The sequence below is a fragment of the Mesorhizobium sp. 113-1-2 genome, from assembly GCF_016756475.1.
GTDB classification, from domain to species: Bacteria; Pseudomonadota; Alphaproteobacteria; order Rhizobiales; family Rhizobiaceae; genus Mesorhizobium; species Mesorhizobium loti_C.
The window spans coordinates 6,312,122-6,327,440 of record NZ_AP023242.1 but is presented as its reverse complement, the minus strand read 5'-3'; the positions used below and the strand labels follow the sequence as shown (position 1 = coordinate 6,327,440).

Below are 15,319 nucleotides of genomic sequence, written 5' to 3'. Positions count from 1 at the left end.
CCATCAATGATATCCAAGCCTCTGTGCTTGCGAGCCGAGGGCCGTGATATGAGGGCGATCGTCACCGGTGCCAGTGGCCTGCTTGGCCGCCACGTTGCCGAGGCCCTGCTTGCCGCCGGCCATGACGTGCTGGGCATCGATACTGTGGCGCCGGTCGGGGGCGCATGGCGTCAGGTCACCGCCGACCTGACGGATCTGGGATCGACCCTGCAGCTGGTGCGCGATTGCGATGCCGTCGTGCATGTCGCGGCCATTCCGCGGCCGACCGGCCGGGCCGGCGGCGAGGTCTTCAAGACCAATGTCGCCACCGCCTACAATGTCGTCGAGGCCGCCGCCACGGCTGGCATCAGCCGCTTCATCTATGCCTCGTCCTTCAGCGTCTTCGGTTATCCCTTCTTCGAGAAGGCTGTCACCCCGCCCTATCTGCCGGTCGACATGAACCACCCGGTCGGCGCGCAGGACCCATACGGCCTGTCCAAATGGCTGGGCGAGGAAATCGTCGACGCGGCGGTGCGCCGCGGCGCCTTTTCGGCGGTCAGTATCCGCATGCCATGGATCCAGACCGCGCAATCCTTCTTCGCCGGCGTCGGTCCGCGCCGCGCCACCGCCGATAGCGCCCGCGACCTGTGGGCCTATCTCGATGCGCGCGATGCCGGGCAGGGTTTTCTACGGGCGCTCGAATGGCAAGGCGACGGCCATCTGCGCGTCCTGCTCAGCGCCGCCGACACCTTCATGGAGGAAGAGACCGAAGCGCTCGTTCGCCGGGTGTATCCAGGCGTCGCCCGGTCGCGGCCGATCGCCGGTTTCGGCTCCGTGCTCGATACGGTCCATGCGCGCGAGACGCTCGGCTTCGCGCCGGAGCATTCATGGCGTTCCTATCGAAAGCCGGAGACCAAGGGATGAAGCGGTTCGACCAGAAGAAAATCCTTGTCACCGGCGGCGCCGGCGCCATCGGCAGCGCCGCGGTCCGACGTTTCCTCGACGAAGGCGCGCGCGTCGCCATCGTCGACCGCAACGGCGCGGCGGCCCGCGAGCTGGCTCGTTCTCTCGGCGACAGCACCATAGCCATCGAAGCCGACGTCACCGACGAGACAAATGTGCGCAACGCCGTCACAACGACCGTCGAGACATTCGGCGGGCTGGATGTCGTGTTCAACAATGCCGGCATTTCGGGTGTCGTCGCTCCCGTGCATGAATTGCCCGTCGAGGATTGGGACACCATCATCCGCATCAATCTGCGCGGCATCTTCCTCGTCCTGCAGGCGTCGCTCCAGGCGATGATCAAGGCCGGGGCCGGCGGCTCGATCGTCAATATGGGATCCTCCATGGCCGGCTGGGACGTGCTTTCGGGCGGCGCCGGCTATGTCGCCTCGAAGCATGGCGTGGTCGGGCTGACGCGGGTCGCAGCGCTCGATGCCGCGCCCTATGGCATTCGCGTCAATGCCATCTGTCCCGGCGTGATCGAGACGACGCTCGGCGTGCCGGCTTCCGGCGACGGCGATTTCAAGAGCAGCGTCCAGCATTTCGCCGACCGTATCCCGTTGCGCCGCATCGGCCAGCCGGACGATGTCGCGACCGCGGTGGCGTTCCTTGCCTCGGACGAGGCAAGGCATGTCACCGGCGTCGACTGGCTGATCGACGGCGGCCAGACCTTGCAGAGCTGGGCCAACGCGCCCGCCGGCAACGCGTTTCCGAAGTATCGCTAGGAAACAGCCACGGCTCGCGTAGGCGGATTCACCGTCAGAGCCTTTTGGGCGGCATCGCCTGGATGATCCGGACCGCAAGATCGAGATCGGCCAGCCCGCCCGAAAGCGGCGTGCGCGGTTTTGCTCCGGCCAGGATACAGTCGGCGAAATGCTGCCATTCACGGCGAAACGAGGTGTCGGGGATACCCGGTAGGACGCGCTCGGACGCGGTTTCGCCTGTTGCCTCGCGCAGGCGCACCGTTGCCGAGGCGTTGCGGAAATAGGGGTTCTGGAATTCGATCCGCACCTCGTCGCGCTCGCCATGCACATGGATCCACTCATCCCACCATTCATACTGGGCGAGCGCCATGTCGAACAGGCAAGGAACGCCGCCATAGTCAAGCACGGCCAGCAACTGGTTGGGCCCGGTCTGCTGCGCATGGACGACGCGGTCCGGCGTGCCGAAGGCGCCGCGCATGACAGCAAGGTCGTGGCTGCTCAGCCCGAGCAGCAACAGATAGAGGTCGCGATAGCCGGCATGATCGGCACCGAGTGCCGCCTCGACGCGCCGCGCGACGGCATCGCGTCCCACCGCCAACATTTCGGCCGGCACGTCGGCGATCCGGGTCTGCGTGTAGAGCTTGCCATAGCGGTCGAAGCGGCCGGCGAAATCATGGACGTGGATCGACTTCGGCCGGCCGATCGCGGCGATGCGCTCCAATCCGGTTTCGTAGCCGGGATCGTAGAATTTCATGTAGCCGACAAGGGCGACGAGGCCGCTCCGCTCGGCCTGCTCGACCAGCGGGCGCGCTTCCTGCGGCGTGAAGGCGAGCGGCTTCTCGACGATCAGGTGCTTGCCGGCACGGATTGCGTCGGCGACCATCTCGCCATGGTCGTAGGTGCAGATCACCACCGCATCGACATTCGGATCGGCGAGCAAAGCGCGATGATCCGTATAGCGTGCCGCGACACCGTAATGCTCTGCGACCGCGTCGACCGTGCCGGGCGAGATGTCGCACAGGGCGGCGATGCGAAACGCCGGCAATTCCATGAGATAGGGCAAATGCATCAGCTGGGCGATCTCGCCGCAACCGATGACGCCAACGCCAATAACGCGATCCTGCATGTCAGCCCTTCACGGCGCCGGCGGTCAGGCCGGCGATGAACTGCCGTTGCATGGCGAGGAAGACGACGATCACCGGCAGTGTCGTGATCGTCAACGCGGCGAAATAGAGGGTCCAGAGCGAATCGTACTGCTGGAAGAAGCTGACCAAGCCGAGCGGGATGGTCTGCACCGATGGGTCGCGCAGCAAGAGGAAGGCGAGGAAGAAATCGTTCCAGATCTCGATGAAGCCGAAGATCAGGATCAGCGCGACGCCCGGCCGCACCAGCGGCAGCATGATGTGGATCAGGATTTCGAGCCGGCTCGCGCCGTCGACGCGCGCGGCGTCCTCGAGATCGGCGGGCAGCGTGACGAAGAAGCTACGCAGGATGAAGACCGACAGCGGCAGCGACGTCGCCGCATAGACGAAGGCGATGCCGAGCCGGTTGTTGATCAGGCCGAGGTCGCGCGCCACCATGAACAGCGGAATGGCCATCACCTGCGGCGGCACCAGCATGGCGGCAACTGCCACGGCCAGCACGACGCCGCGTCCGGGAAACCGCAGGCGCGCCAACGCATAGGCGCAGGGCGTCGCCACGACGACCAGGATGATCAAGGCCGAACCGGTGACCAGCACGGAGCTGACGATGCGCGACCCCATGCCGGCGATGCGCCAGGCATCGGCATAGTTCTGCAGCACCAGGCTCGACGGCGGGCCCCAGATGTTGCTCAGCATCTCCTCCTTGGTCTTGAGCGAGCCGAACAGCACCCAGAGCAGGGGATAGAGCGTCTCGATGAGCACGAGGGCGAGCGCGGCGTAGATGCCCGCGACTTCCAGCAGGCTGCGCGTGCCAAGGCGCCGGGGACGGCGGGCCGCGCCGTCATCAGGGGTGAGCGAAGGCTTGGCCGCGCTGCTCATCAGACGTCCAGCCTCTGCCGCCGCATCAGCGCGAGCAGGCCGACGCTGGCCAGCCCGACGATCAGGAACAGCACATAGCCGATTGCCGCGGCATAGCTCATGGCGCCGTCCTGGAAGGCCTTGCTCATCATGTAGGTGAGCACGACTTCGGTGGCGTGATTCGGGCCGCCCTTGGTCAGCACATAGACGATGTCGAAGTTGCGCACGAAGGCGCCGGACAGGCCGAGGATGGTGTTGATGAAGACGATCGGCATCATCATCGGCACGGTGACGTGCCGGAAGCGCTGCAGCGGGCCGGCACCGTCCATCTTGGCCGATTCATAGAGTTCCGACGGGATCGTCTGCAGCCCCGCCAGATAGATGACGGCGTGGAAGCCGAGCCATTTCCAGACGTCGACGACGATGATCGAGTAGAGCGCGATGTCGGCATCGCCAAGCCAGGACTGTTTCAGCCCGCCGAGGCCGAACAGGTCGAGCGCGCCGTTGAGCAGGCCGAAGACCGGATTGTAGATCCACGACCAGAGCAGCCCGACCGCGACGAAGGACATCGTCACCGGGATGAAGGCGGCGGCGCGAAAGAAGGCGCGGCCGACCAGCGCCCGGTTGAGCAGCAGCGCCAGGCCGAGGCCGAGCACGTTCTTCAGGATGACGACGGCAACGACGAAGATCAGATTGTTGCGCAGCGCGCCGAGGAAGATGCGGTCGTGCAAGAGGCGCTGATAGTTGGAGAGGCCTGCCCAGGTCGGATCGGAAAACCCGTCCCAATTGTGCAGGCTGAGCCAGAAACCGTTGACGAAGGGCCAGAGGTAGAAAAGGCAAAACAGGATCGCGGCGGGCAGGATCATCAAGAAGGCCACCGCACCATCCCCGGCAAGAAAGCGCCAGGGATCGGAACGGCCAGAAGCAGCAGCCTCTTGTGATCGCGCGGTCATGCAGCCTTCGCGCTTTGTGGTGTCAGCACCAGCCCGAGCGTGTCCCTGACATAGGTGATGCTTTCCAGCGTGCTTTGCTCCGCCGTCTTCTTCGACGCATCGAGCTCGATGATGGCGAGACCATCGTACTTTGCCTCCAGCAGCACGTCGACGATGCCGGCAAGATCGACCACGCCGGCGCCGAGTTCGCAAAAGGCGCCATAGCGATCATAGCCCTTTAGCGCCGGATCCACCCTGGTGTCCTTGAAATGCATGTAGCGCACGGCCGAGATGTAGGTTCGAACCGCGTCGACCGGATCGGAATTGGTGTGGGCAAGATGCGCCGGATCGATGCAGAGGCCGGCAAGATCGGTATCGAGCTCATCCATCATGCGGTCGAGCTGGTCGCGGCGCTCGATGAAGGTGTCGAGATGCGGGTGATAGACGGTCTCGATGCCGAGGTCTTTTGTCCGCCTGCCGATATCTTCGAGCGCGCGGCAAAAGGCGCGATAGTCGTCGGCGGTGTGTGGGCCGGCGATCGCTTCCGAGGGGCCGCCACCGAGAACCAGCACGGGTGAGCCGAAACCCTTCAACATCCGGGTCAGCGCCACCAGCACGTCGCGTTCGTACGGCCAGGCGACGGGGTTGGTGAAGATCGCATTGACGTAGAAGGAGGAGAGCTTGATGCCATGCTCGCTCTGGCCTTCCGAGAGCAGCGCGTAACGCCGCAGAATGTCGGTGTCGGTGGTGACCCCCATTGGCGGCTGGTTGCCGAGCTGCATGTATTTGCGGGCGTACTGGTCCGACAGGCTGGTGAAGGCGAGAATCTCGAACCAGCCGAAGCCCTGTTCGGCCAGGAACTTGATGGCTGGCCGTAGCGGCAGGCCGGTCAGGTCCCAGCTGTTCAGGTGATAGCCGATCGAGAAGCGCTGCCGTTCGGCACGGGTTTGTGTCATGTGGTTTCTCCGATTGACGAGGCTGCCCAAAACGGGCGGCCTCTGTTTGTCGTGCCGCGCGGATCGGCCTGGCTGGATGCGCGCCGGGAAGCGCTTACTTCGGCGGCCAGCTGCCCTGCGCCTTGAGGTCGTCGAAGGTGGTCTGGATCGAGGCGGCGGCGTCCTCGGGCGTCGTCGTGCCGCCGACGATGCCGGCGATGGCCGAGGCCGTGGCTGACGCGACTTCCGATGGCCAGATCCAGTCGAGGAACTTGATGGTGCTCGGGAAGGCTTGCTTGCGCAACTCGACGGCGTAGGCATCCTCGACCTGCGGCACGCCCTTGATCGAGGCGGCGATCGGCTGCTCGGGGGCAAGATAGAGCGTCGCCACTTCCGGCCGTGTCAGATATTCGATGAACTTGACCGCGGCATCGAGTTTTTCGGGCGGGATCGACGAGGCGACGCAGATGCCGTTGTCGGCGCCGCCGCCATGGCCCGGCGCACCCGGCGTGCCGTCCATTTTCGGGAAGGCGAAGACGCCCCATTTGAACGCCTTGACGCTGGTCTGCAGCGACGGGATTTCCCAGGTGCCACCATAGTACATGGCGCTCTTGCCGGCGGCGAAGGCTGCACGCATGCCGTCCTGGTCGACCGAAAGCGAATCCTTGGACAGGATGCCGTCGTCGACCCATTGCTTGATCAGCTTGAAGCCTTCGACATCGGGCGCGTCGGTGAATTTCGCCGTGCCTTCGAGATTCTTCTGCGTCTTGCCGATGGCATCGCCCGAGGCCTGCGAGAAGGTTTCGAAGTACCACATCGGCCACATCACGGTGTTCGAGCCCTGATGCAGCAGCGGGATCACCCCTGCGGTCTTGAACTTCGGCACCGCTGCCTTGAGGTCGTCATAGGTCGGCGGAACGGGGATGCCGAGCTTCTGGAAGAGGTCGACATTGTAGAAGATCGTCGATGTCGAGAGTGTCGAGATCGGCACGCCATAGACCTGGCCGCTGATGGTGAAGGCGCCCAGCGCTGCGGCGTCGATCCGGTCCTGGAAAGGCTTGATCTTGTCGGTGATCGGCATCACCAGCTTGCGCCGGACATAGGCGCCATTGGTGTAGAACGCCGGGCAAGCGATCAGGTCCATTTCCTGGTTTGCCAGCTTGGCGGTCATCAGGCGCTGGATCGAATCGGTCTGCGGCCCCTGTGCGTCCCACTCGACAGCGGTGACGTCGGGGTTGGCCTTGAGGAACCCATCGATAACCTGCTGCTGGATTTTCTTCTGCTCGTCCGGCGCTTGGCGCGGTGCGAGTTCGTCAAGGGCAGAGCCACCGAAAACCTTGAGCGTGATCCCGTCGGCATGGCCGACTCCGGGCATTGTGATCAGGCCGAGGCTTAGCAGTGCGGTGGCAAGGATGGGGCTGGCGGGGCTTTGTTTCGAACGATGGGTCACTCTCTGCTGAACGGGCATCTGGCTCTCCTTTTCGCCAATGCCGAGGGGCAACCTCGGGACCAAATATCGTTGATGGTCATATGATCTTGGTCGCCTGTTATGATTTTTGTCAATCGGCAAGTGTGCCTATAATTTGATCGCCATGATGAGAGCGCCCCGGGAGCGAAAATGGCTCGGCCTCGCGTTCGGATATGAGAAGGCGCCGGCGCAAAACCGCTGGCCGAAAGGCCAGGCTTGCGACCTCACACGTTGTCAGGCTGGCGAGCTCTTCGCGTTAGACGCCGAACCGGTCCTTCAACCGTCCGGAAAGGATCGCTGCCTTCACCCCGAGCGGCCAGAAGCGATGAAACCGGATTGGCTTGAGCGGTGATATCGGCATGGGAAACGGCGACGTCTCGTCGCCTCGCAGGCGTTGCGCCAAAGCGGCGCCCATCGCCGAGGCCATGGCGACGCCGCGGCCGTTATAGCCAAGGCAGATCAGCACGCCGTCTTCCGGCTCGTGAATGTGCAGAAGATGGTCCTTGGTGATCGCGACACGGCCGTTCCAGCCATGTGTCCAGCGTATTCCCTCGAGTGCTGGCCACAGTCGCAGCGCATAGTCGGTGAGGTAGCGGATGGCGGAAGCATCTCCGATCGGTTTCATCGGTCCCCGGCCGCCCATAAGCAGACGGTTCTGGGCGTCGATGCGGTAGTACACGGTGATGTTGCCGGCCTCGTAGAGAACAGGCCTTTCAGGGAGGATGGCAGCTGCGGCCGACGGCGACAGCGGTTCGGTTGCCGCGATCGCGCTGAACACCGGAACCAGCGACTGCTCCAGGCCCGGCCACAGGGTTCCGGTATAGCCGTTGGTCGCGACAAGCACTTTCTCGGCGCTGACGGAGCCATTCGCGGTTTTGAGGATCCAACGTCCGGCCTCCCTCTTCAGCGAAAGCACTTCGCTGCCGCCGAATATCCGTGCACCCGCGTTTTGCGCGGCGGCTGCCAGGCCGATTGTATATTTCAAGGGGTGGAGGTCGCCTCCGCGGGCGTCGAACATGCCGGATATGTATCTGTTCGTCCCGGTTCGCGCCGCCATCGCTTGCGCGTCCAACATGCTGACCGGCATGCCGCGCCGTTCGCATTGCGCGGCGGTGGTCCGCACCGCGGCTTCCGGCTTCGGCCGGATGGCCGCGCGTATGGTGCCGTTCTGCCGGGCATCGCAGGCGATCGACAGGCGCTTGATGAGGCCGAAGGTGAAATCCGGCGCGCCATAGGAGAAATCGATCATCCGCGGCCCAAGCTCGGGGCCGAACATCGCCTCGATCGTGTCGGGATCGTATTTGAGGCCGGGATTGACCTGGCCGCCATTCCTGCCCGACGCGCCCCAGCCGGGCTGCTGGGCCTCGAGCACGGCGACGTCATCGCCGGCTTCCGCCAGATGCAGGGCGGTCGAAAGACCCGTGAAGCCGCCGCCAACAATGGCGATCCTCGCCCGCTGCGCACTGGCAAGGGCGGGGTAGTTGGCGGTACCGCCGGCCGTTTCGCGGTAGAGGCTCCGGGGCGGGCTGATCTCAAGCATATTGGGCATTGTCAAGAGAACCGGAAGAGACGCAGGTCAGAGAGGCTGGCGAATGCCGTCGGCGAAAAGGGATGCGCCACCTGCGAGAAACTCCATAACGGCAGACTCTCGAATATCGTGCCGGGCGCGCCAGTCAATTCAGCATGGCTTTCGGGAAATCACAACTGCTGCGACAGCGCCGCCATGAAGTGGTCGTTCTCCGCTGGCGAGCCGATGCTGACGCGCACGTAGCTGTCAAAACCGTCCTGCTTCCAGGGTTTGACGATTACGCCTTCGCGCAGCAGGCCCTCGGCGAAGTCGGAGGCGTTTTGCCGGCAGTTGAAGAACAGGAAATTGCCTCGTGAAGGGGCGACGTCGAGGCCCTTGTTCCTGAGGAAATTCTCGACACGCGTTCTTTCCGCCTTGGCCAGGGCCACGACCCTTGCAAGGTGTTCCTCGTCCACCAGCGCCGCCAGCGCGGCGGCCTGCGCCATGCCGTTGGCGTTGAAGGGCGTGCGTACCCGATCAAGAAGCGCGCGCAATTCCGGGTCGCCGACGATGCCGAAGCCGATCCGCAATCCGGCAAGCCCGAACGCCTTGGAAAATGTCCGCAGCACGATCCATGGCTGGTCACGTTTGCCGAGGTCAGGCAACGCCGAGGCATAGTCGTCGCCCTCGGCATATTCGGCATAGGCTTCGTCGACGACAACAAGCGTTTCGTCGCTGGCGGCATTCAGAACCTTCGACAGATCGCTGGCAGAGAGCCAACTGCCGACGGGGTTCATCGGGTTGGAGAACAGCAGCATGCGCGGCCGCTCGCGCACCGCCTCGATCAGGGCGTCGACGTTGATTGTGAGGTCGTTGTTGACGGCCACACGCTTGACGCGCGCGCCCATCAGCGTCGCATAGTCCTCGTGCAGCGGGAACGACGGATAAAGCGTGACGACGGTATCGCCGGGCCGCAGCACGGCGCGGCTGATGACGGAGAGCAGGTCCTCCGACCCATTGCCGAGGATGATTTGGTCCTCGCTGAAGTCGTATCTGGCGGCGATGGCCTGGCGCAGTTCGCGTCCGGCCGGATCCGGATAGAGCCGGAACATCTCGGCGCCGGCCTGCATCATCGTGGCCAGGGTCGGGCTCGGGCCAAGCGGGTTTTCATTAGAGCCCAGCTTGGCGATCCGGACTGGAGCGTATCGCTGCATGACCTCGGCGATGGTCAGTCCGGAATTGTAAGGCGACAGGCGCGTGACTTCGGTTCGAACCATGTCTGAAGCTTTCGACACGAGCGGGCTCCTCTGTGGTTGGCCAAGCGACTTCCGCCTTCGGCCGGGTTCTCAAACACCGGGTTTCGCGGCATCGTCCCTGGGGCAAGCCAGGTCACCGACGGGCGCGCTGGTGCGGCGATTTTTGTCAGGAGTAGCGTAGCCGAAACTGTTTGTATATGCTTGTATATGTAACCTGATCTGATAGTGTCGCCCTGCAAGCGGAAGGCGACACCGGCAAGGAGGATCACATGCGCAATGCTTCTCTGTTCGATCTTGCCGGCAGGAAGGCGCTTGTCACCGGCGCCAGCCGCGGCATAGGCCGCAGCATTGCCGAGGCGCTGAGTGCGGCCGGCGCCGACGTCGCGGTCACCGCGCGCAGCCTGGCCTCTCTCGAGGAGACGGCCTCGGCGATCCGCGCGGCCGGCGGGGTTGCGCATGCGGTTGCCCTCGACGTCACCGATGTCGGCCGCTGCCGGACAGCCACCGCCGAGGCAGCCGGCCTGCTCGGCGGTCTCGACATCCTCGTCAACAATGCCGGGATGGAAGAGGTCCGGCCTTCGCTCGATGTCGACGAGGCGCTGTGGGACCGGATCGTCGATACCAATCTCAAGGGCGCGTTCTTCTGCGCCCAGGCTGCGGCACGGCAGATGCGCGACGCCGGGCGTGGCGGCGCCATCATCAATCTCTGCTCGCTGACTTCAGAAGTCGGTATTCCGACCGCCGTGCCCTACGGCTCGTCGAAGTCGGGCCTGCTCGGCATGACAAGGGCGCTGGCGGCGGAGTGGGCCGATCTCGGCATCAGGGTCAACGCCATCGCCCCGGGCTATTTCAGGACGGCGATGACGGATGTGTTCTACAGCAACGAGGCATGGCAGCAGTCGATGCTGGCCAAGATTCCGCAGCACCGTTTCGGCGATCTCAGCGATCTGCACGGCGTTGCCGTGTTCCTTGCCTCGGATGCGGCCGCCTACATAACCGGCCAGTCCATTCCGGTGGATGGCGGGTTTCTCGCATCGATTTGAGGCAGCTCGCAGTAGGTTCGAAACCAAAAGCTTCCGCACTGTGACCGGCCGGCACATTGCGTTCCAACAAAGAGGAATACCCATGTCCGACATCAGCTTCCATGATCTGTCATCCCTCGATGCCACCCAGCGGGCCAGCCTGCTGAAACGCGCCGAGAGCGATCTGTCGGTCTTCGTCGAAAAGGTCCGCCCGATCATCCAGGCCGTCAAGGACGAGGGCGACGCTGCGCTGATCCGCTTTGCCAGGGAACTTGACAAGGCCAATGTCGCCGAAGGCGGGCTGAAGGTCTCGGAAGCGGAGTTCGACGCGGCCTTCGACAAGGTCGAGAAGGATGTCGTGGAAAGCATCAGCTTCGGCATCGACAACATCAGGCGTTTCCATGAGGAGCAGAAGCCGGAAACGATGTGGCTCAAGGAGGTCCGCCCGGGCGCCTATGCCGGCGACCGGTATACGCCGATCGCTTCGGTCGCGCTTTATGTGCCGCGCGGCAAGGGCGCGTTCCCGTCGGTGACGATGATGACGTCGGTTCCGGCAGTCATTGCCGGGGTGCCGCAGATCGCCATCGTGACGCCGCCGACATCGGACGGTTCGGTGGATGCGGCGACCCTGGTCGCCGCGCGCCTCGCCGGCGTGCACACCGTCTACAAATGCGGCGGCGCCCAGGCCGTCGCCGCCGTCGCCTATGGCACCGAAACGGTGAAGCCCGCGCTCAAGATCGTTGGCCCCGGCAGCCCATGGGTGGTGGCGGCCAAAAGTGTGCTGTCGTCGATCATCAACACGGGTCTTCCGGCCGGTCCGTCGGAAGCCATCATCTTTGCCGATGACAGCGTTGACGGCGGCCTTGCCGCGCTCGACCTTTTGATCGAGGCCGAGCACGGGCCGGATTCCTCGGCCTATCTGGTGACGCACAGCCGCAAGGTCGCCGAGGCAGCTCTCGCGGCACTTCCTGAGCACTGGTCGCGGATGACCGAACAGCGCGTGGAATTCTCGCGCGCGGTGCTGACGGGAAAGCGCGGCGGCATTGTGCTGACCGCATCGCTGGAAGACAGCTACCGCTTCATCAACGACTATGCGCCCGAACATCTGGAGATCCTGTCGAAGGAGCCGTTCGCGCATCTCGGACACATCACCGAGGCGGCCGAAATCCTGATGGGGCCGCATACGCCGGTGACGCTTGCCAACTTCGTTCTCGGACCGAATGCGGTGCTGCCGACCAGCCGCTGGGCACGCACCTATGGACCGCTTTCGGTGACGGATTTCGTCAAGCGCTCGTCGGTCGGCTATGTCACCTCGGCCGCCTATCCGGAACTGGCGAAACATGCTCGCAGGCTCGCCCGCTACGAGGGCTTCAGCTCGCATGAGAACGCGGTCTCGGAGATCCGCGACGGCTATCTCGCCGGCTGAACGGAGACGATGATGATGAAGGCGGCACGGCTCTATGGACCCGGCGATCTGCGCGTGGAGGACATCGCCGAACCCGGCATTCTGGAAGCCGGCTGGGTGAAGCTCAGGGTCGACGCCGCCGGCATTTGCGGTTCGGACTTGCACAATTTCCGCACCGGCCAGTGGATAAGCCGCTCGCCTTCGACGGCCGGCCATGAACTGACGGGCACGGTGATCGCGCTTGGTGAGGACGTCGACACCGTCGCCGTCGGCGACAGGGTGGTTGCCGATTCCCGTTTCTGGTGCGGGGCGTGCGCGCAATGCCGTGCGGGCAGGCGCCATCTCTGCGCTTCGCTGGGCTTCGTCGGCGAAGTCTGCGACGGCGGCTTCGCCGAACAGGCGGTGTTGCCCGCGCGCCTGCTGCATGTCGTCGATGCCACGCTTGATGAGCGGGTCGCCGCCATGGCCGAGCCGCTCAGCGTGGCGCTGCATGCGGTGCGGCGTCTGCCGAAGACGGCAGGCTCGGTGCTTGTCGTCGGCTGCGGGCCGATCGGTGGTCTCGCCGCGCTGCTGCTCTCTCGGACTTTCCCTGGCACCGTGCTTGTTGCCGACCGCAACCCGGCGCGCTCTGCCCGCGTGGCAGGGGTGACCGGCGCAACAATCGTCGACCTGGATCGCGATGCCATTGCCGCTGCGACCGCCAATGCCCCGCTGCTGGCCGCCGTCGAGGCGACCGGCAGCATCGCGGCATTCACTCAATTGCTCGGCGTTCTCGATTCCGGCAGCGCGGTGGCGATGGTCGGCATCTTCCATGGCCGTCTCGACATCGACCCCAACCTTCTGGTCGAACGCGAGATCGCGCTGCTGGGGTGCCATGCCTTCGCCGACGAACTACCTGACGCGGTGCGGATGCTAGGTGAATTGAGCGACCCGCTGCTCGCCCTGATCGATCGCGAGATCAGCCTGGACGAGATACCGGCAGCCTATGAGCGGTTGTTGGCGGGCGAGAGCGACGGCTTGAAAACAATCATCCGCATGCGGCAACCTGTTGAGCCGGCGTGATTTCCGATAAATTGCCGGAAAGGATTTTGAAATGATCGATTTGCCCGATACGGCGAGCCCCCTTTACGAGAAGGTGAAGGACTACATCCTGGCCAACATCGGAACGGGCCGGTGGGGCAAGGATCGCAAGCTGCCGTCCGAGAACGAGCTGGTGGTTTCGCTGGGTGTCTCGCGCATGACGGTCCACCGGGCCTTGCGGGAGCTGACCGCGGCGGGGTTCCTGATCCGGTTGCAAGGTGTCGGCACCTTCATCGCGCCGCCCCGGCCGCAATCGACGCTGATCGAGATCAACAACATCGCGGCCGAGATCGTCGAGCGTGGCAACCGGCATCGCTCCGAAGTCCTCGTGCTGGAAACCATCACGCCGACGAAGGAGCTTGCACTGTCGTTCGAGTTCCCAAAGCGTGTCTCGATCTATCATTCCGTCGTCGTCAATTTCGAGAACGATTTGCCGGTGCAGCTGGAAGAGCGCTTCGTCAATCCGAGCCTGATCCCCGACTACGACAAGCAGGATTTTTCGAAGACGGCGACCTATGACTACCTCATGCAGAAGACCCCGGTGACCGAGGTCGAGCACATCATCTCCGCGATCCCGGCCGATGCCGAGACGGCGCGGCATCTGAACATCGATGTCGGCAGCTGCTGCCTGTTTCTGCACCGTCGCACATGGACGGGCGCGATCGTCGCCACCATCAGCAAGCTGACCTATGTCGGCAGCCGCTATTCGCTCGGCAGCCGCTATTCCCCTTCCAGGACCAACTGACGGCAACACAGATGGAGGCAGGCTGATGCACCGGACCAGCGGGAAAATTGAGTCACTCTAACTTGTATATGCATGTATGTATTTTAGCCTTGACATCCGCTTCTGCTGACGCTGAAATATCCCTGCACTTCACCATGAAGTGGTGGGCAAGACGCCGGGGCACAGTGCCGCGAGAGCAGAAACCCGCAGTCTCACCAGACCGGATGCCTGGGTAAAAAAAGCGGTCTGATCATCAAGGGGAACGAGATGATGCGTAACCTAGCAGGACAATTTCGCGCGCTCATGATGGCCGCCGCCATCGGGCTCGCCGCCGCGCCAGCGGCCCACGCGGCCGATGCGGCCATTCCCACGACGCCCGAGGCAGGATCGTTCAAGATCGGCATCGAGCCCTGGCTTGGCTATGGCCAGTGGCATGTCGCCGACGCCAAGGGCCTGTTCAAGGCAAATGGCCTGTCGGATGTCCAGATCGTCAATTTCGCCGAGGACAAGGACATCAACGCCGCTTTGGCCAGCGGCCAGCTCGACGCCGCCAACATCGCCACCCACACGGCGATGGGCATGGTCGCCGCCGGCCTGCCGGTGAAGATCGTGCTGCTGCTCGATGTCTCGATGACGGCCGATGCCATCATCGCCGGCAAGGACGTCACCTCCATCGCCGACCTCAAGGGCAAACAGGTCGCCTTCGAGGAAGGCACGACGAGCGACATCCTGCTCAAATACGCGCTCGCCAAGAACGGCATGTCGATCGACGATGTGAAAGCCGTTCCGATGCCGGCGTCCGACGCCGGCGGCGCGCTGATCGCGGGTCAGGTGCCGGTCGCGGTCACTTACGAACCGTACCTCACCGTCGCCATGGCGCAGAACAAGGACGTCAAGCTGCTATTCACCGCCGGCGAGGATCCCGGCCTGATCAGCGACGTGCTGGTGGTGCGCGACGAGGTGATCAAGTCGCGGCCGGGCCAGGTGCTGGCGATGATCAAGAGCTGGGATGCCGCACTGAAAGATTATACTGCCGACACGCCCGGCGGCCGCGCCATCATCGCCAAGGCCGTCGGTTCCGACGTCAAGGACCTGAACACTGCCTTCGACGGCGTGCGCTACTATTCGCTCGCTGAAAACAAGACGGCGCTGACCGGCGATTTCACCACCAAGACATTCGCCGATGTCGAAGCGGCCGCCAAGAACGCCAAGCTGCTGCAGGCTGATGTGACACCGGAACAGATGATCGACCCGTCTTTCGTCAAGGCAGCGGAATGACAAAGCCTGGATCGCGGTGGTAACGCA

14 protein-coding genes are annotated in these 15,319 nt (G+C 64.0%); 7 read left to right on the top strand and 7 right to left on the bottom strand.

Annotated features, from left to right (window positions below):
* Window positions 1-48 precede the first annotated feature (48 nt).
* Both JN279_RS30785 and JN279_RS30780 read left to right on the top strand, forming a co-directional pair.
* Window positions 49-903, top strand: a complete 855-nt coding sequence (locus tag JN279_RS30785; protein ID WP_096455357.1) for an NAD-dependent epimerase/dehydratase family protein — start codon at window positions 49-51, stop codon at window positions 901-903.
* Window positions 900-1,706, top strand: coding sequence for an SDR family NAD(P)-dependent oxidoreductase (locus tag JN279_RS30780; protein WP_096455359.1), 807 nt, complete (start codon window positions 900-902; stop codon window positions 1,704-1,706). Before JN279_RS30785 ends, JN279_RS30780 begins: the two co-directional genes overlap by 4 nt.
* Window positions 1,707-1,740: 34 nt before the next feature.
* Here the strand turns inward: JN279_RS30780 and JN279_RS30775 are convergent, their stop codons facing one another.
* From JN279_RS30775 to JN279_RS30745, 7 genes are all read right to left on the bottom strand, one after another.
* Entirely contained in the window at window positions 1,741-2,811 is a 1,071-nt protein-coding gene (locus JN279_RS30775; protein WP_202351052.1) for a Gfo/Idh/MocA family protein, read from the bottom strand.
* A 1-nt stretch (window position 2,812) separates the two neighbouring features.
* Window positions 2,813-3,706, bottom strand: coding sequence for a carbohydrate ABC transporter permease (locus JN279_RS30770; RefSeq protein ID WP_202351051.1), 894 nt, complete (start codon window positions 3,704-3,706; stop codon window positions 2,813-2,815).
* Complete coding sequence (locus tag JN279_RS30765; RefSeq protein ID WP_202351050.1) at window positions 3,706-4,638, bottom strand: carbohydrate ABC transporter permease; 933 nt, start codon at window positions 4,636-4,638, stop codon at window positions 3,706-3,708. The genes JN279_RS30770 and JN279_RS30765 overlap by 1 nt, the downstream gene beginning before the upstream one ends.
* Window positions 4,635-5,573, bottom strand: a complete 939-nt coding sequence (locus JN279_RS30760; RefSeq protein ID WP_202351049.1) for a sugar phosphate isomerase/epimerase family protein — start codon at window positions 5,571-5,573, stop codon at window positions 4,635-4,637. The genes JN279_RS30765 and JN279_RS30760 overlap by 4 nt, the downstream gene beginning before the upstream one ends.
* Window positions 5,574-5,667: 94 nt before the next feature.
* A complete protein-coding gene (locus JN279_RS30755) occupies window positions 5,668-7,020 on the bottom strand; it encodes an ABC transporter substrate-binding protein (RefSeq protein WP_202351048.1) in 1,353 nt (450 codons plus the stop codon).
* Between the two features lie 256 nt (window positions 7,021-7,276).
* Window positions 7,277-8,560, bottom strand: a complete 1,284-nt coding sequence (locus JN279_RS30750; protein ID WP_202353831.1) for an NAD(P)/FAD-dependent oxidoreductase — start codon at window positions 8,558-8,560, stop codon at window positions 7,277-7,279.
* A gap of 158 nt (window positions 8,561-8,718) precedes the next feature.
* Window positions 8,719-9,822, bottom strand: coding sequence for a histidinol-phosphate transaminase (locus JN279_RS30745; RefSeq protein WP_274608600.1), 1,104 nt, complete (start codon window positions 9,820-9,822; stop codon window positions 8,719-8,721).
* Between the two features lie 230 nt (window positions 9,823-10,052).
* On the opposite strand from JN279_RS30745, the gene JN279_RS30740 reads away from it, so the two are divergent.
* The 5 genes from JN279_RS30740 (at window position 10,053) to JN279_RS30720 (ending at window position 15,292) form a co-directional block, all read left to right on the top strand.
* Complete coding sequence (locus JN279_RS30740; protein WP_202351047.1) at window positions 10,053-10,826, top strand: SDR family NAD(P)-dependent oxidoreductase; 774 nt, start codon at window positions 10,053-10,055, stop codon at window positions 10,824-10,826.
* Between the two features lie 82 nt (window positions 10,827-10,908).
* Complete coding sequence (gene hisD / locus JN279_RS30735; RefSeq protein WP_202351046.1) at window positions 10,909-12,231, top strand: histidinol dehydrogenase; 1,323 nt, start codon at window positions 10,909-10,911, stop codon at window positions 12,229-12,231.
* Window positions 12,232-12,246: 15 nt separating this feature from the next.
* Complete coding sequence (locus JN279_RS30730; RefSeq protein ID WP_202353829.1) at window positions 12,247-13,272, top strand: zinc-dependent alcohol dehydrogenase; 1,026 nt, start codon at window positions 12,247-12,249, stop codon at window positions 13,270-13,272.
* A gap of 31 nt (window positions 13,273-13,303) precedes the next feature.
* The gene (hutC, locus tag JN279_RS30725) at window positions 13,304-14,035 is read left to right on the top strand and encodes a histidine utilization repressor (protein WP_202351045.1); all 732 of its coding nucleotides are present in this window, start codon (window positions 13,304-13,306) and stop codon (window positions 14,033-14,035) included.
* 249 nt (window positions 14,036-14,284) lie between these two features.
* Window positions 14,285-15,292: an ABC transporter substrate-binding protein gene (locus tag JN279_RS30720; RefSeq protein ID WP_202353828.1), complete on the top strand. Its 1,008-nt coding sequence runs from the start codon at window positions 14,285-14,287 to the stop codon at window positions 15,290-15,292.
* Window positions 15,293-15,319: the final 27 nt, after the last annotated feature.